Below are 23623 nucleotides of genomic sequence, written 5' to 3'. Positions count from 1 at the left end.
GGGGGAGCGTACGGGTGGTCAGGCCGCTCGGGCGGCGTACGCGCGGACGTCGGCGTCGGTGTCGGCGACCGCGGTGGCCAGCGCCGCCCGCGCCCCCGGGGCGTCCCGGTGGGCGAGCAGCGCCAGCACGGCGGCCTTGCGGACGTCGGCCTCGGGATCCGCCAGGGCCCCGGCGAGGGCGGCCACCGCGGTGGAGGGCGCCGCCGCGGCCAGCGCCGCCGCCGCCCCGGCCCGCACCCGCCAGGCCGGATCCGCGAGCGCCGCCACGGCGGCCGGAGCGTACCCGGGCGGGCACCCGACCGCCCCGAGCGCCCCGAGCGCGGCCCCCCGCACGACGGGATCCGGATCCCGCAGCAGGGCCCCGAGCGCGGCGTGCACGGGAGCGGGCTCCGGCCCGGGGGACCCGTCGGGCCCGGTGGGCGGGGTGAGCGAGGCCAGGCCCTTGGCCACGGCCACGCGGACCTCCCGGGACGGGTCCGCCGTGGCCGTCGCCAGTTCCCGGACGGCGTCCACCGAGACCAGGGCCCGTACGGCGTGTACGCGGACCTCCGGTTCGGGGTCGGTCAGCGATGCCGCGTACAGCGCGGCGTCGCCCAGCCGCAGCGCGCGCAGGGCCTCCAGGGCCGCCGCCCGGACCACGCCGTCGGGCACCGCGAGGGCGGCGCGCAGCCCCGCCCGCAGCGCCGGGTCGCCCGGCAGGACCTCCAGCAGTTCCCGCAGCGCAGCGGCCGCGGCGGCCCGTACCGGCGCGGCCCGGTCCCCGAGCCGGTCGGCGAGCGCCGGGCCCGCCCCGGCGGGGACGGTCTCCCCGACCGCGGCGACGGCCGCGGCCCGCACCGCCGGGTCCGGGTCGTCGAGGTAGGGGCGCAGCGTCGCCAGGTCGGGGGTCTCCTCGGCGAGCGCGAGCAGCTCCAGGATGCGCGGCGAGCCGCCGGGCGAGGTGACCCCCGCGGGCCCGTCCCCGGGCACCGCCCCACCGGCTCCATCAGCCCCATCAGCCCCACCGGCCACGGCCGCCTGCCCGGCCGGGCCGTCCGCGCCCACCGGGCCCGCCGCGCCCGGCCGTCCCGCCGGTCCCGCCGGTCCCGCCACCGCCACCGGTGTCAGGGCCGTCTCCCCCAGCGGGCGCGACGGGCCGCCCCGGGGGGTGAACTCCGGGACCGGGACCACGTACGGTTCCACCGGCCGGGCGGTGAACTCCATCCCGCCCGAAGCCCCCTTGCGCAGGTCCAGGTGGTACAGCCAGTCCTCGTCGGCGCGCTCCGGATGGTCGAGCCGCTCGTGGTACAGCCCCCAGCGGGACTCCGTGCGCGTCAGCGAGGCCCGCGCCGCCATCTCCGCGCAGTCCCGGATGAACGACACCTCCGCGCACCGCATCAGCTCGTGCGGGGTCCGCGCGCCCATCTCCGCGATCTCGCCGCTCATCCGGGTGAAGGCCTCCACCGCCAGCGACAGCTTCGCCCCCGTCTTCGGCGGGGCGACGTAGTCGTTGACGAACCGCCTCAGCTTGTACTCCACCTGCGGCTGCGGCGGCCCGTCCGGATGCCGCAGCGGACGGTAGACCAGCTCGTGCGCCGCCGCCACCTGGCCGGCCGGCAGCTCGCCCTCGTACGCCGTGTACCGGGCGGCATCCTCCCCCGCCAGGTCCCCGAAGACGAACGCCCCGATCATGTAGTTGTGCGGCACCGAGGCCAGGTCCCCGGCCGCGTACAGCCGGGGCACGGTGGTGCGGGCGTGGTCGTCGACCCGGACGCCCGACGCCGAGTGCCCGCCGCACAGGCCGATCTCCGAGATGTGCATCTCGATGTCGTGCGTGCGGTAGTCGTGGCCCCGCCCCGCGTGGAACGTGCCGCGCGTCGGCCGCTCGGTGGTGTGCAGGATCGATTCGAGGGAGGACACCGACTCCTCCGGGAGGTGGCTGAGCTTCAGGTACACCGGCCCCCGGTCCGAGGCGAGTTCGGCCGCGAACTCCGCCATCATCTGCCCCGACCAGTAGTCGGAGTCCACGAACCGCTCGCCGTGCCGGTTGACCTGGTAGCCGCCGAAGGGGTTGGCGACGTAGGCGCAGGCCGGCCCGTTGTAGTCCTTGATCAGCGGGTTGATCTGGAAGCACTCGATCCCGGTGAGCGCCGCGCCCGCGTGGTAGGCCATGGCGTAGCCGTCACCGGCGTTGGTCGGGTTCTCGTACGTCCCGTACAGATATCCGGAGGCCGGCAGACCGAGCCGCCCGCAGGGGCCGGTCGCCAGGATCACCGCGCCCGCCCGGACCGTCACGAAGGCACCGGTGCGCGTGTTGAAGGCGGCGGCGCCGATCGCCCGGCCGTCGTCCGGGGAGGTGAGCACGCGGACCGGCATCACCCGGTTCTCGATCCGGATCCGCTCGCGCATCTCGCGCCGCCGCAGCTGCCGGTAGAGCACCTTCTTGACGTCCTTGCCCTCCGGCATGGGCAGCACGTACGAACCGGAGCGGTGCACCTGGCGGACCGCGTACTCGCCGTGCTCGTCCTTCTCGAACTTCACCCCGTACGACTCCAGCCGCCGCACCATCGCGAACCCGCGGGTGGCGGTCTGGCGGACGGTGGACTGGTCGACGACGCCGTCGTTGGCGCGGGTGATCTCCGCGACGTAGTCGTCGGGCTCGGCGCGGCCGGGCACGACCGCGTTGTTCACCCCGTCCATGCCCATGGCGAGCGCGCCGGAGTGGCGCACGTGGGCCTTCTCCAGCAGCAGGACGCTCGCCCCGCGCTCGGCGGCGGTCAGCGCGGCCATCGTGCCGGCGGTGCCGCCGCCGATGACGAGGACGTCGCAGGAGAGTTCCTCGGCGTCGCCGATCGCGGGAATGTCCACGGTGGGTGTCCTTCGGGGTTCGGGAGTTCAGAGCGAGTTGACGATCCGCCGCCGCAGCGCCGAGCGGTCGGCGCCCCGGTCGCGCGGACGGGGTACGGGGAGCACCTCGCCGCTGCCCAGCAGGGCGACGCGGTCGCCGAGGTGCAGGGCCTCGTCCACGTCGTGGGTCACGAAGACGACGGTGGCCCCGGTGCCCGCGAGGACGTCCACGAGGAGGTCCTGCATGCCGGCGCGGGTCTGGGCGTCGAGCGCCCCGAAGGGCTCGTCCATCAGGACGGCACGGGGCCGCGCGACGAGGGCGCGGGCCAGCTGGACGCGTTGGCGCTGGCCGCCGGAGAGCTGGTGGGGGAGCTTGTGCGCGTGCCCGGCGAGGCCGACCCGGGCCAGCCAGGCCTCGGCGGTGCGCCTGCGGCGCTCGCGGGGGGTGCCGGGGCATTCCGGGAGGTCGGGCCGGCCGATGGCGAGGGGGAGTTCCACGTTGGCCCGTACCGTGCGCCAGGGCAGCAGGGCGTCTTCCTGGAAGACCAGCGCCCGGTCGGCGTCCGGCCCGGTGACGGGCCGTCCGTCCTGTTCGACGGCCCCGCCCAGCGGCGGCAGCAGCCCGGCCAGGGTCCGCAGCAGGGTCGACTTCCCGCATCCGGAGGGGCCTACGACGGCCAGCACCTCACCGGCTTCGACCGTCAGGTCGACCCCGTCGAGGACCACGCCCCCACGGTGCCCGAGCCGCGCCCCGCGCAGGGCGAGCACGGCGCCGGCGGGCCCGGCGGCGACATCGGACGGACTCATGGGGCCACCTCTCGTGCGCTGCTCCGCGGGACGGGCCCGTGGTCGTGGGGACGGCCGGCGAGGACGTGCCCGGCGGCTCCGGGGGCGGACCGCCCCCGGCCCCCGCCCTCCACGCCGCCCTCCACGCCGGCCGCGATCCGCCCGTCGGGGTCCCGCCCGGCCGCGATCCGCCCGTCGGGGTCCCGCCCGGCCGGGATCCGCCCGGCCTCGGTCCGCTCCGGGCGGGGCCGCGGGCGGGCCGGTGCGGGGGCCTCGCGGGAGGGGAGCCAGTGGGTCAGGCGGCGGCCCGTCCGTTCCACCAGGGTCGACGTCAGCCAGCCCAGCGCCCCGATCGTGGCCATGCCGACGAAGACGCCCGGGTAGTCCACCACCGTGTAGTCCTGCCAGGTCCGGTACCCGACCCCGTACTCGCCGGAGATCATCTCGGCGGAGATCACACAGATCCACGAGACCCCCACCCCCACCGACAGTCCGCCGAAGATCCCCGGCAGGGCCCCCGGCAGGACCACCGAGAACAGCACCCGCCACCGGCTCCCGCCCATGGTCAGGACCGCCTCCTCCCACACCGGGGACAGCGCCGCCACCGCGTGCCGGGTCGAGACCAGCACCGGGAAGAAGGCCGCCGCGCAGGTGATGAAGACGATCCCCTGCTCGTTGGAGGGGAACAGCAGGATCGCCACCGGCACCAGCGCGATCGCCGGGACCGGCCGCAGCACCTCCAGCACCGGGGTCAGCAGGTCCGAGGCGAGCCGGGAGCGGGCCACCGCGGTGCCCGCCGTCACGCCGAGGACGGCGGCGAGCGCGAAGCCCGTCACGATCCGGCGCAGGCTGTCCGCCAGGTCCTGCCAGTACGGGCCCGTCGCCGCCCGTTCGACCAGCTTCGACGCCACCTCCCCGGCCGTCGGGAACTGCTCGAACCGCAGCCACAGGTTCACGTCCAGCGAGGTCAGCGCCTGCCACAGCGCGAGCGCCGCCAGCAGCGAGGCCGCGCGCAGCGCCCGTCGGCCGGCGCTCATCCGGCCAGCTCCACGGCCTCGGCGTAGCTCACGGTCCGCGCCCCGGAGTCCTGGTGCCGCTCGGTGTACGCCCTCGCGCCCGCCGCCGTGACGAAGGCGCGCAGATCGCCGCCCTCGGTGACCCATACCGCGCGGTCGGCGAACCAGAGGGTGCCGGTCACGGCGTCGGGGACGTACGCGGCCCTGACGTCCGCGCCGCGCGCCGCCCGCAGGAGCTCGCGCGGGGTGGCGTACGGCTGCGTGGAGGACCGCCCCTTGAGCCACAGCTCCGGCCGGGCGCCCGCCGCGAGCCCGTAGCGCGGGCCGGCCGCCGCGACGCGCCCGAGCGGCTCCGGGTCGACGAAGGCGTCCACGTCCACGTCACCGAGCAGCTTGGCGTCCTTCAGGACGGGCACGTCCTGCTTGAGCGCCTCGATCAGCTCGGGGCGCAGGGCCGGGTCGAAGGTGGCGATGCCGTTCGCGCCGTTGTAGAGGTAGACCACCTCCGCCGGGAGGCCGGTCTCCTTGGCCACCGTTTCGGCGGAGGCCACCGGTTCGGTCCGCAGGTGCTCCGTGGCCCGCTGCTGGGCACGCAGGAAGTCGTCCACCACGCCGGGGCGCTGCCGGGCGAACCTCTCCCGGACGGTGACCCCGTGGAAGGTCGGCAGGTTCAGCTCGGCGCCGTCGTAGAGGGCCTTGGCCTTGCCCTCGTAGGCGAGCTGCCCGGGCCAGGCCACGAACTGGGAGAGGGCGTCGGCGCTGCCCGCCTGGAGGGCCGAAGCCCCCACGCTGGGCTGCTGGTTGAGTTTCTGGATGCCGCTCGCGGGGTCGATCCCGGCCCGCCGCAGGGCCCGTACGAGGGTGCCGTCGGCGGCGGAGCCCACGCTGGTGGAGACCTTCTTGCCGCGCAGGTCGGCGAGGGACTCCAGCTTCGAGTCGGGCGCCGTGACGATGGTGTTGAGGCCGCCGCGCAGGTTGTAGCCCGTCACCGACACGAGCCGGGTGGGTTGCTTCAGTTCCTTGCCGCGGGCCGCGTTGATGAGCAGAGGGAAGTCGCCCATCGAGCCGATGTCGACCTTCCCGGCGGTCATCTGGGCGGTGATCGGGGCGCCGGTCGCGTAGTCCTGCCAGTCCACCCGGTACGTGACGCCCTCGCGCCGGCCGCGGGCGGCGAGCTCCTGCTCGAAGTAGCCCAGGGAGCGCAGCAGGGTGCCGGCGGTGACGGTGTTGATGGTCTTGGACTGGTAGCCGACGGTCACGGTGACGGTCTTGGCGGTGTCGGCCCCGGAGGCCTGTCCGCAGGCGGTGGCGAGCGGGGCGAGCAGCAGGACGAGGGCGGGCGCCAGGGTTCTCGTACGCACGACGGGGGTGCCTTTCGCCGGTATCAACGGAGCAGGTAGGGCATGTTGACGGTCACCGCGCCCGTGGGGCAGCGGGCGGCGCACGGTCCGCAGTACCAGCACTCGTCGACGTGCATGTACGCGGTGCCGTCCTCCTCGCGGATGGCGAGCGAGTCGAGCGGACACATGTCGACGCAGAGGGTGCAGCCGCTGATGCACAGCGATTCGTCGATGGTCACGGGCACGTCGCCGCGCTGGGGGACCACGGGCATGGCTGTCTCCAGGAGGAAGGGGAGGGCGGTGTCACAGGGCGCGGCGCAGCAGGCCGCTCATGGTGATGCGGTCGCCGCGGAAGCGGATGAACTCCAGGTCCACGGGGCGTCCGTCGGCGAGGTGGGTGAGCCGTTCCAGCATCAGGACGGCGGCCCCGCGCGGGGCCTGGAGGACGGCGGCGGAGTGCGCGTCGGCGTTGACGGCCTCGACGGTGATCTCGGCGTGGCCGAGCGGCTGTCCGGTGAGCTCCTCCAGCAGCCGGAACACGTCGGTGTGCTCCAGGTCGCAGTCCAGGAGGGCGGCGCCGATGTCCAGGGGGACGTAGGTGAGGTCGAGGGAGAGCGGCAGGCCGTTCAGCAGGCGCAGCCGTTCGACGTAGAGCACGTCGGCGTGCTCGGGCAGGCCGAGGCGGCGGGCGACGGGGGCGGGGGCGCGGACGGGGCCCGCCGTGCGGACCTCGTTGGTGACCTCGCCGTGCTCGCGCAGGGTTTCCGCGAGGCCCTGGAGCCGGTCCAGCCCGTGCGGGTACTTCTCGCAGACGACGACGGTGCCCACGCCCGGCCGGCGCTCCACGAGGCGTTCGCCGCGCAGCAGGTCCAGGGCCTGGCGGACGGTGTTGCGGCCGGCGCCGTACTCGGCGGCGAGGGCGTCCTCCAGGGGGAGCACGCCGGCGGGGAAGGCGCCGGCCAGGATCTGGTGGCGCAGCAGGTCGGCCAGCTGGCGCGCCTGGTCCGCGCGCAGCCGCCGGCGGCGCGCGGCGGCGACCGGGACGGTGCGTGCGGAGGTGCGTTCGGCTGGCATGGCAGGGAACGTACCGGGGGTGCGGGGGCAATGGTGTTGCCGCAGTATTGCGCCACCAACGGGCCGCGCCGCACCGGCTCTGACCTGCGGTTCCGGCGGGGCGGCGGGAAGATCCGCCACCCCGCCGGAGGGGTCTAGCGGGCGGAGCCCACGATCCGGCCGGTGACCTCGCCGAGGCCGACGCGGGTGCCGTCGGCGCCGGGGGCCCAGGCGGTGAGCGTGACGGTGTCGCCGTCCTCCAGGAAGGTGCGCTTGCCGTCGGCCAGCTCGATGGCGTCGCGGCCGTTCCAGGTGAGCTCCAGGAGGGAGCCGCGCTGGTCGACCTCGGGGCCGCTGACGGTGCCGGAGCCGTACACGTCGCCCGTGCGCAGCGAGGCGCCGTTGACGGTCATGTGGGCCAGCTGCTGGGCGGCGGTCCAGTACATCGAGGCGAACGGCGGGCGCGCCACCTCCTGCCCGTTGATGGAGACGGTGATGCGCAGGTCGAAGCCGCCGGGGCGGTCGGCCGCGGAGTCGTCGAGGTAGGGCAGGAGCGGGAAGTCCCGGGCGGGCGGGGCCACGCGGGCCGCGTCCAGGGCCTCCAGGGGGGTCACCCAGGCGGAGACGGAGGTGGCGAAGGACTTGCCGAGGAAGGGGCCGAGCGGCACGTACTCCCAGGCCTGGACGTCGCGTGCGGACCAGTCGTTGAGGAGGAAGAGGCCGAAGACGTGGTCCTCGAAGTCGCCGAGCGCGACGGGGCGGCCCAGCTCGGACGGGGTGCCGACGACGAAGCCGACCTCGGCCTCGATGTCGAGCTTGACGGAGGGCCCGAAGACGGGCGCCGCGTCGGTGGGGGCCTTGCGCTGCCCGGAGGGCCGCACGACGTCCGTGCCCGACACCACGATCGTTCCCGACCGGCCGTGGTAACCGATCGGCAGGTGCTTCCAGTTCGGGGTCAGCGCGTCCCCGTCCGGGCGGAAGATCTTCCCGACGTTGGTGGCGTGGTGCTCGCTCGCGTAGAAGTCGACGTAGTCCGCGACCTCGTACGGCAGGTGCAGGGTGACGGCGTCGAGCGGCAGCAGGTGCGGCTCGACGGTCCCGCGGTGGCCCGGGTCGGTCACCCAGGCGGTCAGCGCGCGGCGCACGTCCCGCCAGGCGGTGCGGCCGGCGGCCAGCAGGGGGTTCAGCGAGCCCTGGGCGAGGAGCCCGGCGTACGGGGATCCGAGCGCGAGGGCGACGGCCCCGGCGTCGAGCACGTGCCCGCCGATCCGCACGCCGACGCGGCGGCGCTCCGGCTCCTGCGCGGTGCTGAACACGCCGTAGGGGAGGTTGTGCGGCCCGAACGGGTCGCCCTCGGGAACGTCGAGGGGGCTCTGCTGGGGCATGGGGTACTGCCTCGCTTTCCATGCGGTCCGGGGGTGTCCCGGGGGCTGGCTGACACGTTACGTGTCTGGTGGGGTCTGTGGGAGGCCGGATTCGGGCGCTATTTGTAGGACTTGTCCAATGGGGTCCGTATCCTTGGCGCCGTGACTTCCGCCCTTCCGTATGCCTTGATCGCCACTGACCTGGACGGGACTCTGCTGTGCACCGCGGACACCGTCTCCGCCCGCTCGCACAAGGCTCTCGCCACGGCGCGCGCGGCCGGAGCCCAGCACATCGTGGTCACCGGACGCCCCGTCCCGCAGGTCCGGAAGATCCTGGAGGATCTTGGGTATACGGGGCTCGCGGTGTGCGGGCAGGGCGCGCAGGTGTACGACACGGCGCGCGGCCGCCTGCTGCACTCCGTCTCCATGGACCGGGGGCTCGCGGAGGTGGCCCTCGGCAAGATCGAGGCCGAGATCGGCGAGGTCTACGCGGCGGTCAACCAGGAGGGGCTCGACGGGGAGACCCTGATGGGGCCGGGCTACCGGATGTGGCACCCGCACCTGCCCATGGTCCGGGTCGGGAAGCGGGACGACCTCTGGTCGGCGCCGATCAACAAGGTGCTGCTCCAGCACCCGCACCTGGACGACGACGAGCTGACCCGGGCGGCGCGCGCGGTGGTCGGGGACCTGGTGAACGTCACGATGGCGGGGGAGCACACGGTGGAGCTCCAGCCGCCCGGAGTCGACAAGGCGGTGGGGCTCGCGCGGGCGGCCGAGGTCCTGGACCTGCCGGCGTCGTCGACGATCGCCTTCGGCGACATGCCGAACGACGTCCCGATGTTCGCCTGGGCGGCGCACGGGGTGGCGATGGCCAACGCGCACCGCGAGCTGCTGGCCGTCGCGGACGAGGTGACCCTCTCGAACGAGGAGCACGGCATCGCGGTGGTCCTGGAACGGCTCTATTCCTGAACGCGCCGCTGCGCCGGACTCCGTCCGACGGCCCACGGCGGGGTGAGCTCCCAGGTGTGCGCGCCGGGGTGGGCCAGGTAGGCCCAGCAGCCGGTGGCGCGGCCGGGGGCGGTGGCGGGGCAGTCGGGCAGGAGGGCGACTGTTTCCAGCCACCCGTCGTCGCCGCCGCCCGGCCCGGGCCACTGGGCCCACAGGGCGGTGCCGGAGCCGGTGTCGTGGACCAGGTCCATATGGGGGCCGGAGTGGCGTTCGAGCGCGCAGCGCAGCTCGGGGCCCTCCCCGAGCGCGGCCCGCAGGGCGCGGGCGTTCCCGGCGAGGAGCTCCGCGAGGGCGTCGAGGTGGTCGGCCGACAGGAGGCCGGGCGTACGGCAGGGGCCGCTCACGACGCCCACCCCCGGGCGACGATCCAGGCCACGCAGCCGACCCAGGCGACGGCCCCGAGGGTCACGGCCACGGCCTCCAGGCGGGGCGTCACGGCCGGCCCTCCACGCTGAGGGCGTTGCGCCGCGCGATCTCGGCCCGGAGCCGCTCCATGGGGTCGGCGAGCCGCACCTCGCGCGGCTCCGCCTCCCACTCGGGGCCCCCGCGTACGGGCCGCAGCGCCCAGTACGGTCCGGCGAGGCCCCGGAACTCCCCGAGACGGTCGTCGCGGCCGGTGTCCACGACGAGGGTTCCGGGAACGGGGGGCGGGGGAAGGGGCGTTCCACACACGGCGGTTCCTCTCCGTAGCGATGCCACTACCAAGCGGGTTCAGAGTGGCCGGGCGGTGGGGACACTTCAACTTGCCAGTGCGGAACGGAAGATCGGTCACGAGCCTGTGAATCGCAAGGAGTTGAACCCCGAAGCGGGCCCCGAAGCCGCCTTCGGGGCACGTCTGCGCAGCTCGCGGGAAGAGCGCGGCTGGAAGCAGGAGGAGCTCGGGAAGCGGCTGGGCTACTCCAGCACGCACGTCTCGGCGGTGGAAACCGGGCGCAAGATTTCTACTCTGCGTTTCGCGCGCAGTGCGGACGCGGTCTTCGGCACCGCGGGGACCGAGAACACGTTCGAACGTCAGTGGAGGGAGATCCGGCACGGCGTCCTGCTGGAGGGCTTCCCGGAGTTCCTCGGCTACGAGAGCCGGGCGGTGGAGATCCGGCTGTACGAGGTCGGCGTCATACCGGGACTGCTCCAGACGCCCGAGTACGCGACGGTGGTCACCGAGAGCACCGTCAAGAGAGGGGCCATCACTGCGGATCACGCGAGGGAGCGAATCGCGGTCGTCTCGGAGCGGCAGGCGGCACTGCTCCGCACTCCTCCGCCGCTGGTGTTCGTGGTGTTGGACGAGAGCTGTTTGCGTCGCCCCATTGGCGGACGCGCACTCATGGAGGAGCAGTTCACGCGACTGCTCGAATTCGCCGAATTGCCGAACACAGTCCTCCAGGTCGCTCCGTTCGACATGGGAGAGCGTCGCCCGCTCAGCTTGCCCGTCACGGTGCTGACGCTGCCCGACCGCTCGATCATGTCCTACTCCGAATCCGCCCAACGGGGACATCTGGAACGGGACAACAACTCCGTGGTGCCGATGCTGACGGCCTACCATCAACTGCAGGCCGGAGCGCACTCGCAGGCGGCTTCTGTGGCCATGATCGATCAGCTACGAAAGGGCACGTCGTGACGACCGAATCCCCCCGCTGGTTCAAGTCCTCCTACAGCGAGAACGGTGGCCAGTGCGTCGAGGTCGCCACCAACCTCGTCGCCTCGCGCGGTGTGGTCCCCGTCCGGGACTCCAAGCGCACCGACGGCCCCGAACTCGGCTTCACCGCCGACGCGTTCTCCGCCTTCGTCGACGGTCTCAAGGCCGTCTGAGCGGCCCGGCGGGCCCCGGGCGGGCAGCCCGGGGGCCCGTTCGGCCGCCCTCAGGCCGGCTACTGCATCAACTCGATGTGGGGATGCTCCGGAGCCGCCGGGCAGAAGTAGAGCTGCTGTTTGTAGCCGCTGCCGATCTGGATCCGGGTCGGTTGCGTCAGGTCGCGGTAGCGGGGGTCGGTCGAGGACGCGGCGGCCTGGTCTTCGTACGGGATCCAGCTGCCGTTGCTGCTGTCCCATTCGAAGGTGGCGATGGTCAGCAGCGGGTCCATCGCGGTGCCGCAGGCGGGGCAGGACCGGGGAGCGGGGTCGGTGTAGCCCCACATGGGCCAGCCGCCGGCCTTCCAGCCGGGGGCGATGGACAGGTGGCTCCCGTAGAACTCGTCCGGGTAGGGGGCGTAGGAGCTGTCCACATGGGCGTCAGCTGCCTGCCACAGGCTCCAGTCCCCGATCTGCTCCCGCAGTTCCTTGCTCAACTCCGCGCGACTGGGGTACTCGGTGACCTGCTCCGGCGCGAGCACGCACGGCTCCGGCAGGTATTCCTCGACCACCAGGGGCGGTTCCGGGGGTGAGGTGAGCATCTCGGTGACATCGGCCGCGGACCGCCAGACCAGCACGGTCCTGGGCATGTAGTGCTCCGGAGGGTGGTCGAAGGGGCACCACAGCACCTGGAGCAGATCCGCCCCGCCCCGGGCGGGCGGGCGCAGCACGGGGACGTCACGCACGTAGAGCTGGGCCAGGGGCAGCAGGGCGACCGGGCCCTCCAGCCACGAGCTGTCGTGCCAGGTCTCGTCGGAGTTGAGCCGGTCCAGGAACGCTCGCTCCTCGGGCGTGTACTCCGGGACGGGGGCATCACCGTCCGGGTGCATCGCCTCGCTCGCCCGGATGCGCTGCTTCAGGCGCAGTTCGGCCAGGGCGAGCTCCTCACCCTCGTGCGGGGCGTCGCAGTGCGGCCACGGCTCGTCGGCGGGCCACAGCAGGGGCCCGCCGACCGAACTGTCGTGCACCGAAGGGGCTCCGGGGCGGGGGTGCAACCGGGTCGCCGTGCGGGCCAGCGGGGCCAGTCGGGGGAAGACGGCGGTGACGTCGAGCGGCCGCGGCGGGGTGGTACGGACGAGATCCATGACGACGATGCTGCCAGCGCCCTCTGACACCGCGGAGCACCGATCCACGACGGTGCTCGGCGGTCGCACCGGGACTTGTGCCGGCAGCCGCGCCCGGACCCTAGCCCGCCGTGCGCGGCAGGCGGCGTTCCCACGTGCGGTGGAAGACGACTTCGTCACCTTCCCGGCACACCACCTCGTTCGAGGTGAGGAAGCCGCCCTCGTCGCAGGTGATCTCCGAGCGGGTCTCCACCCGCGCGTCCCAGCCCTCCTCCGGCCGGTGGAGCCGGATCCGCCACTCCGAGCGGCAGGACGCCGACAGCGGGTCCGCGTCCTGGATCTCGTAGACCTCCGCCGCCTCCTCCTCGTACTCCAGCCCGTCCGGGTAGACCCGGGTGCCGCCGTAGCGGGGGTCCACCTCCAGGCGCCAGGTGCCGCGCGCCACGTCCCGTACGACGAGCCGCTCCGGGCGCGGCCCGTCAAGGGTCTCGGGGTAGGAGACCCCCAGCGGCTCCGCCTGCTCCGGGGCCTCGAAGACGATGGCCGAGTCGGTGGCGGGGGAGCCCGAGCGGACCGGGAGTTCGAGGGTGCTGCCCTCCGGGTCCACGGTCCAGCCGGCCTCCGAGCCGGCCCGGGGCCAGATCCACGGCCAGTACGCGGAGGACAGCGCGAGGCGGATCCGGTGGCCGGGCGGGAAGGCGTGCCCGATGCCGTTCAGCTCGAAGGTGACGTCCTCCCGGGTGCCCGGGGTCCACGGCACCGCCCGGTCCCGGCCCCGGCGCGCCGACAGGTTCAGCGCGCCCCGGGTGACCAGGGTCGAGGAGCCGTCGGGAGCGACGTCGCACAGCCGGGCCACGACCTGCCCGTACGGGACGTCCATCCGCAGCCGCAGGGTCACCGAGGGGCGGCCCAGGATCTCCACCGGCTCGCCCGGCGCCACCGGGAACTCGAAGCAGGCCGACTTCGCGTCCTCCTCCCGCTGGTCCGGCGGCAGGTCGGCGGCGTTGCCGAAGGGGAAGAAGCGGCCCGCGTCCAGCCCGGTGTGCTGGGGCGAGGCCACGACCACCGGGGCGCCCTGGAGCCCGTAGGAGACGGGCACCACCGTCGGGGAGGGCCAGGCCCGGTCGCCGACCCAGCGGCCCTCCAGGCGCTCGTACACGGTCGCGGGGCGGTGCGACTCGCTGATCCAGGAGCGCAGCAGCGGCTCCTCCATGACCCCGTTGTCCTCGCCCTTGAGCCAGTGGTCCCACCACCGCAGGGTCTCCTGGAGGAAACCGATCGCCGGGCCCGGCGGCAGTCCCCGGTCCGGGTACTGGTGCGACCAGGGGCCGATCAGCCCCCGGACGCGGGAGGCGGGCAGGGCGGAGACCAGGCGCAGGACCGTGTCCCGGTAGGGGTCGTGCCAGCCGCCGACGGCGAGGACGGCCGCGCGGACGGCCCCGTAGTCCTCGCAGACGCTTCCGTGGCGCCAGTAGGCGTCCCGGGTCTGGTGGGAGAGCCAGGTGTGGATCAGGGGCTCCATCCCCTCCAGCCGCTCCAGCCACTGCCGGCGCCAGCCGTCCCCGGCGTAGCGCGGGTCCGGCGGGCGGGAGGCGAAGGCGAGCATCGTGGCGGCCCACGCGTGCATGTCCACGGCGAGCACCGAGCCGCCCATGTAGTGCACGTCGTTGTCGTAGCGGTCGTCGGTGGAGCAGACGGTGACGACGGCCTTCAGCGCCCGGGGGGCGAGCGCGGCGATCTGGAGGCTGTTGAAGCCGCCCCAGGAGATCCCGAACATGCCGACCGCGCCCGTGCACCACGGCTGGGCGGCCAGCCACTCCACCACCGCGACCCCGTCGGCCAGTTCCCGGGCGTCGTACTCGTCTCCGGGGCGGCCCCCGCTGTTGCCGTGGCCGCGCACGTCGACCCGTACGGAGGCGTAGCCGTGGCCCGCGTACCAGGGGTGGCGCTGGGCGTCGCGCGGGGCGGTCCAGTCGGTGAGCCGGTACGGGAGGTACTCCAGCAGGGCCGGGACGGGCTCGTCCGTCACCGGGCGCCAGATCCGGGCGTACAGCTCGACGCCGTCGGGCATCGGGATCCGGACGTCCTCGTGGGCGGTCGCGTACGGAAAGTCGGTTCGGATGATCATCGGAGTGGGTTCACCGGTCCCCTCAGTGGACGGGATGCATCGTGCGGCGCAGCCAGGGCGCCATCGCGATCACGGCCAGGCCCGCCGCGACCGCGACGGCGCCGTTGACGCCGAAGTACACGGGGTCGGACACCGTGCCGTAGACCTTGACCACCTGGGCCTGGATGCCGTTGGCGAGGGCCAGGGAGAGGAACCACAGGGCCATCGTCTGGCCGGCGTAGGCCTTGGGGGCGAGCTTGGTGGTGGCCGACATGCCGGAGGTCTCCAGCAGCACGTCGCCGAGCCCCAGCAGCAGGTACGAGCCGACGATCCACCAGGCGGCCATCCGGTAGGCCTCCCCGCCGTGGCCCGAGGTGGGGATCACCATCAGCAGGAAGGACAGGCCGCCCAGGATCACCCCGATGGCGATCTTGTTGGAGGCGTGCGGCTGGCGGGGTCCCATGCGGGCCCAGAGCGCGGCCACCACCGGGGCGAGCAGCACCTCGAAGGCGCCGAGCGCCGAGGCGTACCAGCCGGCCGGGAAGTCGAAGCCGAGGATCTCGGTGCGGGCGTTCGTCGAGGCCAGCAGCATCATCGTCGAGTAGGCCTGGAAGAGGATGAAGTTGAAGGCGACCGAGGCCAGGAAGAGGACCACGTACGGGCGCAGCCGTCCGCGTTCCTCGGCGCTGACGCGCGGGCTGCGGAACATGAGCGTGAAGTAGACGACCGGGGCGATCACCGAGGCGAGGGTGAGGAGGTCGACGAGACGGCCCATCGTCAACCAGCCGACGACCGCCAGGAGGGTGGCGATGACGGCGAGGGCGACGCAGCCGCCGACGATCCTCCGGACGGCGGCGCGCATCGCGTCGGGGGCGAGGGCGTACTCGGCGGAGTGCTTGCGTCCGGCCAGATGGCGGCGTCCCAGGACGTACTGGACCAGCCCGGCGGTCATTCCGACGGCGGCGGCGGAGAAGCCCCAGTGCCAGCCCTTGTTCTCGCCGAGCCAGGCGGTGACCAGCGGTCCGGCGAAGGCGCCGATGTTGATGCCCATGTAGTACAGGGCGAAGCCGGCGTCGCGCCGCTGGTCGGCCGTCCGGTACAGCTTGCCGACCATGCTGGCCACGTTGGGCTTGAGCAGGCCGGTGCCCGCGCTGATCAGGCCGAGGCCCACCCAGGTCATGGTGGCCGTGGGGACGGCCATGGCGTAGTGGCCGCAGGCGATCAGGATGCCGCCGGAGAGGACGGCGCGGTACGAACCGAGGATGCGGTCGGCGAGCCATCCGCCGGCCACGGAGACGAGGTAGACCATGGTCCCGTAGGCCGCCGAGACGGAGGCGGCCGTGGCCGGGTTCATCCCCAGGCCGCCGTTCGCGACCGTGTCCGCGAAGTAGAGGACGAGGATGGCCTGCATGCCGAGGAAGGAGAACCGCTCCCAGACCTCCAGCCCGGAGAGGGTGGCGAGACCCCTGGGGTGACCGAGGAAGGCCTGGTCGTCACCGGGCGGCGGCTGGTCCGCCTCCGGGTCCCTGGGTTCGTCTATATCGGTCACAATTCTGGACAAAACGTACTCTCCGGTTGTTTCGGGTCCCTACGAACATACCGGTGCGCATCGGGCGATGCGCACGTGGCGACCGGGCAGGCGCTCTGGGTGATCGAAAACAGACCGGATACGCTGGCTTGAGTGATGGCAGCGACACATCGACAATCCAGGTGATCGTCAGCGTGATCGTCAGCAGACAGGAGTACCCCTCGTGACCGTCGTCGGGCCGTTCGGACTGAGCGTGCGGGACCAGGCTCTTGAAACCGATGTCCAGGCCGGACTGGCCGCCGTCGAGGCGGGTCTGCTGGAAGCCACCAAGAGCGAAGTCCCCTTCATCACCGAGGCCGCCCAGCATCTGGTGCGCGCCGGAGGCAAGAGGTTCCGGCCGCTGCTGGTGATGCTCGCCTCCCGCTTCGGCGACCCCTACGCGCCCGGGATCGTGCCGTCCGCGGTGGTCGTGGAGCTCACCCACCTGGCCACGCTCTACCACGACGACGTCATGGACGAGGCGGACGTGCGCCGCGGGGTGGAGAGCGCCAACGCCCGCTGGGGCAACTCCGTGGCCGTCCTGACGGGTGACTTCCTGTTCGCCCGCGCCTCCCACATCCTGGCCGACCTCGGACCGGAGGCCGTGCGCATCCAGGCCGAGGCCTTCGAGCGGCTGGTGACGGGCCAGATCCTGGAGACGGCCGGCCCGCGCGACGGCCGCGACCCGGTCGCGCACTACCTCGACGTCATCGCGGGCAAGACCGGCTCGCTGATCGCGGTCTCCGGCCGCTTCGGCGCGCTGATGTCCGGGGCCGACGAGTCGGTCGTCGACATCCTGACCCAGTACGGCGAGCGCCTCGGCACCGCCTTCCAGCTCGCCGACGACGTCCTCGACATCGCCTCCGACTCCCACGAGTCCGGCAAGACCCCCGGCACCGACCTGCGCGAGGGCATTCCCACGCTCCCCGTGCTGCGGCTGCGGGAGATGGCCGAGCGCGACGGCCGCGAGGAGGACCTGGAGCTCGTACGGCTGCTGGACGGGGACCTGAGCGACGACGCCCGGCTCGCCGAGGTGCTCACCCGGCTGCGGGTACACCCCGCGCTGGAACAGGCCCGCCGCGACACCATCCAGTACGCGCAGGACGCGCGCGCCACGCTCGCCCCGCTGCCGGAGTGCTTCGCGAAGTCGGCCCTGGAGGAGCTCTGCGACGCGGTGGTCCACCGCGCCGGCTGAGCCGTCCCCATCGGCACCGCAAGGGGCCCCTCGCCCCCGGCGACCCCTACGGGTCCGGGGTGAGGGGCCCCCTTCCGTGTCATCCCACGGTCGTACGCGCAGTTGATTCCGGGGACTGACGCCCCGAGCCCGCCCATTTGGTCAGATGGAGTCATCAACCCCACCGGATCGGGTGAGCGCGGTGACACGGGGGTCGCCGCCACAGACACAGAGGGCAGGGCACTGACATGGCAGCGAACACGAAGACCTCTCGCAAGGCCGCCCGGTACGCGGTACCGGTAGCGGTGGCGGGCGTCGCCGCGGCGACCGTGGCGATGGTCCCGGCCTTCGCCAACGCCGGCGGCCCGGACCTGCCCAAGGTGACGGCGCAGCAGCTGATCGAGAAGGTCGCGGCGTCCGACGTCCAGCAGCTCACCGGTACGGCCAAGCTCAGCACCGACCTGGGTCTGCCGACGCTCGCCTCCGGCCTGCTGGGCGGCGGCGGGGTCGCGGGCGGCTCGGCCGACCCGCAGGACAAGGTCGCGCAGCTGGCGAACGGCACGCACACCTTCCGCGTCGCGGCCGACGGCCCGGACCGGCAGAAGCTGACCTTCCTGGACGGCAAGGACGAGTACACCCTCGTCCACAACGGCACGGACGTCTGGGGCTACGACTCCAAGTCCAACGAGGCCTTCCACGAGAAGGCCGACGGCAAGGACGCGGGCAAGGGCAAGGAGCACCCGAAGACGGCCGACCGGCTCGCGGCCTCGCCGCAGCAGATGGCCCAGGACCTGATCAAGCAGGCCGGCCCGACCACCGAGATCGGCGTGGGCGACACCGCGCAGGTCGCCGGCCGCGACGCCTACCAGCTCGTCCTGAAGCCCAAGCAGAGCGGCTCCACCGTCGGCTCGGTCCGGATCGCCGTCGACGCCAGGAACGGCGTGCCGCTGCGGGTCCAGCTGCTCTCCAGCCAGGGCGGCAAGCCGATCGCCGAGGCGGGCTTCACCCAGGTCGACTTCGCCAAGCCGGCCGCCGACGCCTTCTCCTTCACCCCGCCCAAGGGCGCCAAGGTGACCGAGGGCGCGGACAAGGCCGCCGGGAAGGGCGGGGAGCACGGCAAGCAGTTCGGGCCGCTGGAGGCCTTCCCCGGTCTGGACGCGCTGACCGGCGGGGCGGACGGCAAGGGCGGCAAGGGCGATGTGAAGGTCCTCGGCGAGGGCTGGGCGACGGTCGCGCGCATCGACACCGGTGCCGGCAAGAACCTGAGCGACATCGAGAAGGACAAGAACGCGCCGAAGGAGGCCAAGCAGTTCCTGAACTCCCTCGGGGACAAGGTCACCGGGAAGTTCGGCGAGGGCCGGATCTTCTCCACCCGCCTGGTCAACGCGCTGATCACCGATGACGGCAAGGTCTACGTCGGCGCGGTCACCAAGGACCAGCTGGTGAAGACGGCGGACTCCGCCAAGTAGGCGCACCACCGACGGGGGTGGCCGGGGACGTGTGTCCCCGGCCACCCTTGTCCTGTTTCGCTCCTGTGTACAGCAGGGCCGCTGTACCGTGAACGCCATGTCGAGACACGTCACCATCCGCCTGGACGAAGAGTTCCACGAGCGCCTCAAGGCGCGCGCGGCGGCACTGGGGACGACGGTGACCGCGCTGATCACCGAGGTCACCGAGCGCGAACTCGACGAGGACCGGAAGACCTTCCTGTCGGGCATAGAGGAGTTCGCCGACCACTGGGGCTACTTCCAGGAGCGGTTCGGCAATTGAAGATCACCATGGAATGGGCCTGGACGGCCCTGGCCCACCATCTGCCGTCGGATCCCGCCGTGTGGGACCCCTCCGGGGTCGCCGCGGCCGTCGCCCGGCACCAGAACGACCTGGTGCTGGTGCCCGAGCAGCCCGCTCCCGACACGGCCTGGCGGGCCGCCGCGTTCCTGCACACCCTCGCCGTGTGCCCCGCGCTGGAATCCCCGATGAACGAGTTCTACGCGGCCGCGGCCACCCGCTCGTACCTGCGGGTGGCCGGGGCCAAGCAGCTGCCCTCGCCGGAGGAGCTGGGCGACCTGGTGGAGGCCGCGAAGCTGGGCCGGGTGGACATCGGGGCGGTCGCGGAGGAACTGCGCGCCCGCATCCAGGAACCCCTGCCCGCCTCGCTGCGGCCGGCGGCCGAGGACGCGTAGCGCCACCGGCACCTCGTCGGGGTGCCCTGGAGGACCGGACCATTCGGCGGATGGCTGCCGGAGGGCGGTCCGTCAGAAGGTGATCTTCCAGCTGTTGATGTAGCCGACGTCCTGCGCCGCCACGTCCTTGACCTGGAGCTTCCAGACCCCGTTGGCCACCTCGCTCGACGCGTTCACCGTGTAGGTGGCGATCACGTTGTCGGCCGAGTCCGAGCCGGAGTTCTTCAGCAGGTACGCCGTGCCGTCCGGGGCGATCAGGTTGATCACCAGGTCACCGCGGTAGGTGTGGACGATGTTGACGTCGACCTTGGTGGTGGCGGGCGCGTTGCCCGTGACGCCGGAGACCGTGATCGGCGAGGTCACCGCGGCGCCGGGGGAGTCCGGGATGTTCACGTCCGCGGTGTTCTCGAAGGACGGGCCAGGCGGGACCGGGGTGGCCGCCCCGAGGTTCCAGACCGCGTAGGCGATGGCGTCCGCGTTGCGGTCCAGGGCGGTGTCGTTGATGTTCGCGGTGGTGTCGCAGGAGGAGTGGTAGCAGGCGTCGAAGGCCTGGCCGGAGGTGCCGCCCCACTTCTGGGCCTGCGCCGCCGTCTTGGTGTAGTCGGCGCCGGAGAACAGGCCGCCGACGGGGATGCCCGCGCTCTTGAAGGGGGCGTGGTCGGAGCGGCCGTCGCCCTCGGTCTCGATCTCGGTGGGGATGCCGAGGCCGGCGTAGTAGTTCTTGAAGGTCTGCTCGATGGTCGGGTCGTCGTCGTAGACGAAGTAGCCCGGGTTCGGCGAGCCGATCATGTCGAAGTTCAGGTAGCCGGAGATCTTCGCCTTCTCGGCCGCCGGCAGGTTGTTCACGTAGTACTTCGAACCGACCAGGCCCAGCTCCTCCGCGCCCCACCAGCCGAAACGCAGGTGCTTGGTGGGCTGCAGGCCCGCGCGGGAGACCGCCAGCGCCGTCTCCAGGACGGCCGCCGAACCGGAGCCGTTGTCGTTGATGCCCGCGCCGGCCGTCACCGAGTCCAGGTGGGAGCCGGACATCAGCACGGAGTTCGGGTCGCCGCCCGGCCAGTCGGCGATCAGGTTGTAGCCGGTGGCGCCGCTGGAGGTGAAGGTCTGCAGCGTGGTGGTGAAACCGGCCGCGTCCAGCTTGCCCTTCACGTAGTCGATCGAGGCCTTGTAGCCGGACCGGCCGTGGGCGCGGTTGCCGCCGTTGGCGGCGGCTATGGAGGAGAACTGCGCCAGGTGGGCCTTGACGTTGGCCAGCGGGATGTCGGGCGGCGTCGGCGCGGCGGTGACGGCCGTGGGCGCGGCGAGCGCGGCGGGGGAGGTGGCGGCCAGCAGGCCCGCGACCGCGAGTGCGGTCACGGCGGCCAGGCGCCGGGAGACGGACAGGCTCATGTGGGGGCTCCGTGATTCCGTATGGGGATGAGACGGAACGTGCGGGATCGATCAGGTGAACGATGATGCGCCAGTGCGAGCCTGATGTTCAGTGAGAGCGTGACTGTCCGTCAAGACCAGAATCCGGTCAAGGGAGTTCGGTAAACGGACGATCCCCGGTACGAAGGTTTCGTACCGGGGACCGGGGGAGAGGAGTGAAGGCCGTTACGCGGGCCCACGGGTGGGGGCCGCCCCCGCCGCGGGGGCGTCTGCGGCCGGAGGGGCGGGCTCCGCGACGGAAGCGGCCGGTACCGCGGCGGGCGCCGCCGCGTTCCCCGCGGCCTGTGCCAGCCGGGCCCGCGAGCGCCGGGAGCTGCGCAGCGCGTCCCAGCTCAGCAGGACCAGCGCGGCCCAGACCAGGGAGAAGCCGGCCCAGCGCTCGGGCGGCATCGCCTCGTGGAAGTACAGCACCCCGAGCCCGAACTGGAACACCGGCGCCAGGTACTGCAGCAGCCCCAGCGTGGACAGCGGAACGCGGATCGCGGCCGCCCCGAAGCAGACCAGCGGGATCGCGGTGACCAGCCCGGTCGAGGCGAGCAGGGCGGAGTGTCCGAGCCCCAGTGAGGCGAACGTCGAGCGTCCCTCGGCGGCGAGCCACAGCAGGTAGCCCAGCGCGGGCAGGAACAGCATCGCCGTCTCGGCGGTCAGCGACTCCAGCCCGCCCATGCCGAGCTTCTTCTTGATCAGCCCGTAGGTGGCGAAGGAGGAGGCCAGGGCGAGCGAGATCCACGGCGGGCGCCCGTACCCGATGGCCAGGACCAGGACGGCGGCGAAACTGATGCCGACCGCGGCCCACTGGGGGCGGCGCAGCCGCTCCCCGAGGACCAGGACGCCGAGCGCGATGGTCACCAGCGGGTTGATGAAGTAGCCGAGGCTGGCCTCGACCACGTGGCCGTTGTTGACCGACCAGATGTACAGGCCCCAGTTCACGCTGATCACGGTCGCGGCCAGCGCGGTCAGCGCCAGCTTGCGCGGCTGGCGCAGCAGCTCCGCCATCCAGCTCCAGCGGCGCAGCGCGATCAGCGCGACGCCGACCACCGCCACTGACCACACCATGCGGTGGGCGAGGATCTCGATCGCCCCGGACGGCTTGAGCAGCGGCCAGAAGAGGGGGACCAGCCCCCACATCCCGTACGCGCCGAATCCGTAGAGCAGACCCGCGCGCTGCTCGTTCTGTGCCTTCACGGGCCCTCCAGTGCGACTTCCGGCCAATCTCACAACCTCACGACCGTAGCGCCGCGGGGGGCCGCTGTCATGCCCGTTACGGCGAGATACTCATGACATCCGGCCGCCGTCGCGCGTTCCTCAGGCCAGGGCGGCGCCGATGGCGCGGGCCACCGGGGTCGTCGGCCGTCCGATCAGCCGGGCCAGGTCCCCGCTGGTCCCGGCGAGACGGCCGCGCGAGATCGCCGCGTCCACGTCGACCAGGATCGCCGCGAAGCCCTCGGGCACCCCGGCCCCGGTCAGCGCCGTCAGGTGGGCGTCCGCCGGGACGGCGGCGTACGCGACCTCGCGCCCGGACTGCCGCGCCACCTCGGCGGCGTACTCCGCCAGGCTCCAGGCGGTGTCCCCGGAGAGCTCGTAGACCCGGTTCAGGTGGCCCTCGCCGGTCAGCACCGCGGCGGCCGCCGCCGCGTAGTCCGCGCGGGCCGCCGAGGCGATCCGGCCCTCGCCCGCGCTGCCGAGGACGGCCCCGTGCTCCAGGACCGAGGCCAGCTGCGCGGTGTAGTTCTCGTGGTACCAGCCGTTGCGCAGGAAGGTGTAGGGCAGGCCGGAGTCGAGGACCGCCTGCTCGGTGACCTTGTGCTCGGCCGCCAGCTCGAAGTCCGCCTCGGGCCCGCCGAGGATCCCGGTGTAGGCCAGTTGGGCCACCCCGGCCGCCTCCGCCGCCTTGATCACGGCCGTGTGCTGCGGGACGCGGCGGCCGACCTCGCTGCCGGAGATCAGCAGTACGCGGTCGCCGGCCCGGAAGGCGCCGGCCAGGCTCGCGGGGTCGTCGTAGTCCGCGACCCGGACCTCGATGCCGCGCGCGGCCAGGTCGGCTGCCTTCTCCCGGTTGCGTACGACGACGGCCAGGCGGTCGGCGGGGACCCGGTCCAGCAGCTCCTCGACGACGAGGCGGCCGAGGGATCCGGTGGCTCCGGTGACGACGATGCTCATGACGCTCACGCTCCTGTGTGGGTCTCTGGGGCTTTCGTGCGGTGATGACACAAGCCTATGGAGAGCGCTAACTATTCGTAAGTACCCACTTCAAAGTAAGGTACTGGTATGGAAGTAAGTGTCGAAGTGAGCGTCAAAGCCCCCATGTGCCCCTCGCGCGGCATCCTGGAACACGTCACCAGCCGCTGGGGCGTCCTGGTGCTCGCCGCCCTGTTCGAGCGCTCGTACCGGTTCAGCGAGCTGCGCCGCGAGGTCGGCGGGGTCAGCGAGAAGATGCTGGCCCAGACCCTACAGACCCTGGAACGCGACGGATTCGTCCTGCGCCACGCCCGCCCGGTGATCCCGCCGCACGTGGACTACTCCCTGACGGACCTGGGCCGTGAGGCCGCCGAGCAGGTGTGGGCGCTGGCGCGCTGGACGGAGCGTCGCACCGGCGAGGTGGAGCGGGCCCGCGTCGCGTACGACGAAGCCCGGACCCCGTAGCGGGATCCGGGCTTCCGTACGGCTGCGGCCGGCCGGCGGTATCGGTCAGCCGACGACCGTCCAGGTGTCGTTGCCGGCGAGCAGCGTCGCCAGGTCGCCCTTGCCCTTCTGGTCGACGGCCCTGTCGAGCTGGTCGGCCATGAGGGTGTCGTAGACGGGGCGGGTGGTGTCGCGGAAGACGCCGATGGGGGTGTGGTGGAGGGTGTCGGGGTCGGCGAG

The 23623-nt window shown here is 72.9% G+C and carries 22 protein-coding genes and 2 pseudogenes; 8 read left to right on the top strand and 16 right to left on the bottom strand.

What is annotated here, in order from left to right; translation table 11 throughout:
• Positions 1-18: 18 nt before the first annotated feature.
• The 7 genes and pseudogenes from ACZ5D2_RS32645 to fahA form a co-directional block, all read right to left on the bottom strand.
• Positions 19-2847 (bottom strand): fumarate reductase/succinate dehydrogenase flavoprotein subunit, encoded by a 2829-nt coding sequence (locus tag ACZ5D2_RS32645; RefSeq protein WP_468934409.1) that lies wholly within the window; start codon positions 2845-2847, stop codon positions 19-21.
• A gap of 27 nt (positions 2848-2874) precedes the next feature.
• Positions 2875-3633: an ABC transporter ATP-binding protein gene (locus ACZ5D2_RS32640; RefSeq protein WP_468934406.1), complete on the bottom strand. Its 759-nt coding sequence runs from the start codon at positions 3631-3633 to the stop codon at positions 2875-2877.
• Between the two features lie 179 nt (positions 3634-3812).
• A pseudogene (locus ACZ5D2_RS32635) lies at positions 3813-4649 on the bottom strand (ABC transporter permease); the annotation flags it as partial.
• Positions 4646-5989 carry an ABC transporter substrate-binding protein gene (locus ACZ5D2_RS32630; RefSeq protein ID WP_468934403.1) on the bottom strand — a complete coding sequence of 448 codons (1344 nt, stop codon included), beginning with the start codon at positions 5987-5989 and terminating at the stop codon, positions 4646-4648. The gene ACZ5D2_RS32630 and the pseudogene ACZ5D2_RS32635, both read right to left, overlap by 4 nt.
• A gap of 23 nt (positions 5990-6012) precedes the next feature.
• A complete protein-coding gene (locus tag ACZ5D2_RS32625) occupies positions 6013-6240 on the bottom strand; it encodes a 4Fe-4S dicluster domain-containing protein (RefSeq protein WP_371677185.1) in 228 nt (75 codons plus the stop codon).
• Between the two features lie 31 nt (positions 6241-6271).
• On the bottom strand, positions 6272-7042 hold the full coding sequence (locus tag ACZ5D2_RS32620; protein ID WP_371677184.1) for a GntR family transcriptional regulator: 771 nt from the start codon (positions 7040-7042) through the stop codon (positions 6272-6274).
• A gap of 134 nt (positions 7043-7176) precedes the next feature.
• Positions 7177-8406 carry a fumarylacetoacetase gene (gene fahA, locus ACZ5D2_RS32615; RefSeq protein ID WP_371677183.1) on the bottom strand — a complete coding sequence of 410 codons (1230 nt, stop codon included), beginning with the start codon at positions 8404-8406 and terminating at the stop codon, positions 7177-7179.
• 141 nt (positions 8407-8547) lie between these two features.
• Here fahA and ACZ5D2_RS32610 point away from each other — a divergent pair, with 141 nt between their 5' ends.
• A complete protein-coding gene (locus ACZ5D2_RS32610; protein ID WP_371677182.1) occupies positions 8548-9354 on the top strand; it encodes an HAD family hydrolase in 807 nt (268 codons plus the stop codon).
• On the opposite strand, the gene ACZ5D2_RS32605 is transcribed toward ACZ5D2_RS32610, so the two are convergent.
• Positions 9345-9737: a hypothetical protein gene (locus ACZ5D2_RS32605; RefSeq protein WP_468934398.1), complete on the bottom strand. Its 393-nt coding sequence runs from the start codon at positions 9735-9737 to the stop codon at positions 9345-9347. The genes ACZ5D2_RS32610 and ACZ5D2_RS32605 overlap by 10 nt on opposite strands.
• An 88-nt stretch (positions 9738-9825) precedes the next feature.
• Positions 9826-10017 (bottom strand): hypothetical protein, encoded by a 192-nt coding sequence (locus ACZ5D2_RS32600; RefSeq protein ID WP_371677180.1) that lies wholly within the window; start codon positions 10015-10017, stop codon positions 9826-9828.
• Between the two features lie 154 nt (positions 10018-10171).
• Between ACZ5D2_RS32600 and ACZ5D2_RS32595 the strand changes: the two genes are divergently transcribed.
• Complete coding sequence (locus ACZ5D2_RS32595) at positions 10172-11008, top strand: helix-turn-helix domain-containing protein (protein WP_391388265.1); 837 nt, start codon at positions 10172-10174, stop codon at positions 11006-11008.
• Positions 11005-11199, top strand: coding sequence for a DUF397 domain-containing protein (locus ACZ5D2_RS32590; RefSeq protein WP_468934394.1), 195 nt, complete (start codon positions 11005-11007; stop codon positions 11197-11199). The genes ACZ5D2_RS32595 and ACZ5D2_RS32590 overlap by 4 nt, the downstream gene beginning before the upstream one ends.
• A gap of 59 nt (positions 11200-11258) precedes the next feature.
• On the opposite strand, the gene ACZ5D2_RS32585 is transcribed toward ACZ5D2_RS32590, so the two are convergent.
• From ACZ5D2_RS32585 to ACZ5D2_RS32575, 3 genes are all read right to left on the bottom strand, one after another.
• The gene (locus ACZ5D2_RS32585) at positions 11259-12323 is read right to left on the bottom strand and encodes a hypothetical protein (RefSeq protein WP_468934392.1); all 1065 of its coding nucleotides are present in this window, start codon (positions 12321-12323) and stop codon (positions 11259-11261) included.
• Between the two features lie 100 nt (positions 12324-12423).
• Positions 12424-14430 (bottom strand): CocE/NonD family hydrolase, encoded by a 2007-nt coding sequence (locus ACZ5D2_RS32580; protein WP_468934389.1) that lies wholly within the window; start codon positions 14428-14430, stop codon positions 12424-12426.
• Between the two features lie 22 nt (positions 14431-14452).
• Complete coding sequence (locus ACZ5D2_RS32575) at positions 14453-15949, bottom strand: peptide MFS transporter (RefSeq protein WP_371681190.1); 1497 nt, start codon at positions 15947-15949, stop codon at positions 14453-14455.
• Between the two features lie 211 nt (positions 15950-16160).
• Between ACZ5D2_RS32575 and ACZ5D2_RS32570 the strand changes: the two genes are divergently transcribed.
• The 4 genes from ACZ5D2_RS32570 (at position 16161) to ACZ5D2_RS32555 (ending at position 19333) form a co-directional block, all read left to right on the top strand.
• Positions 16161-17171 (top strand): polyprenyl synthetase family protein, encoded by a 1011-nt coding sequence (locus ACZ5D2_RS32570; RefSeq protein ID WP_371677174.1) that lies wholly within the window; start codon positions 16161-16163, stop codon positions 17169-17171.
• A gap of 227 nt (positions 17172-17398) precedes the next feature.
• Positions 17399-18619: a LolA family protein gene (locus ACZ5D2_RS32565; RefSeq protein ID WP_371677173.1), complete on the top strand. Its 1221-nt coding sequence runs from the start codon at positions 17399-17401 to the stop codon at positions 18617-18619.
• A gap of 97 nt (positions 18620-18716) precedes the next feature.
• On the top strand, positions 18717-18920 hold the full coding sequence (locus ACZ5D2_RS32560) for a hypothetical protein (protein WP_234333790.1): 204 nt from the start codon (positions 18717-18719) through the stop codon (positions 18918-18920).
• A complete protein-coding gene (locus ACZ5D2_RS32555; RefSeq protein ID WP_371677172.1) occupies positions 18917-19333 on the top strand; it encodes a hypothetical protein in 417 nt (138 codons plus the stop codon). The genes ACZ5D2_RS32560 and ACZ5D2_RS32555 overlap by 4 nt, the downstream gene beginning before the upstream one ends.
• A 72-nt stretch (positions 19334-19405) precedes the next feature.
• On the opposite strand, the gene ACZ5D2_RS32550 is transcribed toward ACZ5D2_RS32555, so the two are convergent.
• From ACZ5D2_RS32550 to ACZ5D2_RS32540, 3 genes are all read right to left on the bottom strand, one after another.
• Entirely contained in the window at positions 19406-20722 is a 1317-nt protein-coding gene (locus tag ACZ5D2_RS32550) for a M28 family metallopeptidase (protein WP_371677171.1), read from the bottom strand.
• 204 nt (positions 20723-20926) lie between these two features.
• Positions 20927-21946 carry an EamA family transporter RarD gene (gene rarD, locus ACZ5D2_RS32545; protein ID WP_371677170.1) on the bottom strand — a complete coding sequence of 340 codons (1020 nt, stop codon included), beginning with the start codon at positions 21944-21946 and terminating at the stop codon, positions 20927-20929.
• Positions 21947-22066: 120 nt separating this feature from the next.
• Positions 22067-22921, bottom strand: a complete 855-nt coding sequence (locus tag ACZ5D2_RS32540; protein ID WP_371677169.1) for an SDR family oxidoreductase — start codon at positions 22919-22921, stop codon at positions 22067-22069.
• A gap of 108 nt (positions 22922-23029) precedes the next feature.
• On the opposite strand from ACZ5D2_RS32540, the gene ACZ5D2_RS32535 reads away from it, so the two are divergent.
• Complete coding sequence (locus tag ACZ5D2_RS32535; RefSeq protein ID WP_371677168.1) at positions 23030-23404, top strand: winged helix-turn-helix transcriptional regulator; 375 nt, start codon at positions 23030-23032, stop codon at positions 23402-23404.
• A gap of 45 nt (positions 23405-23449) precedes the next feature.
• Here the strand turns inward: ACZ5D2_RS32535 and ACZ5D2_RS32530 are convergent.
• Positions 23450-23623 (bottom strand): annotated as a pseudogene (locus tag ACZ5D2_RS32530) (2-oxoacid:ferredoxin oxidoreductase subunit beta); the annotation flags it as partial.

It is taken from the genome of Streptomyces sp. NPDC031479 (genome assembly GCF_055581065.1).
Note: the sequence above shows the minus strand (reverse complement) of the source record. Positions and strands in the feature narration are given on the sequence as shown.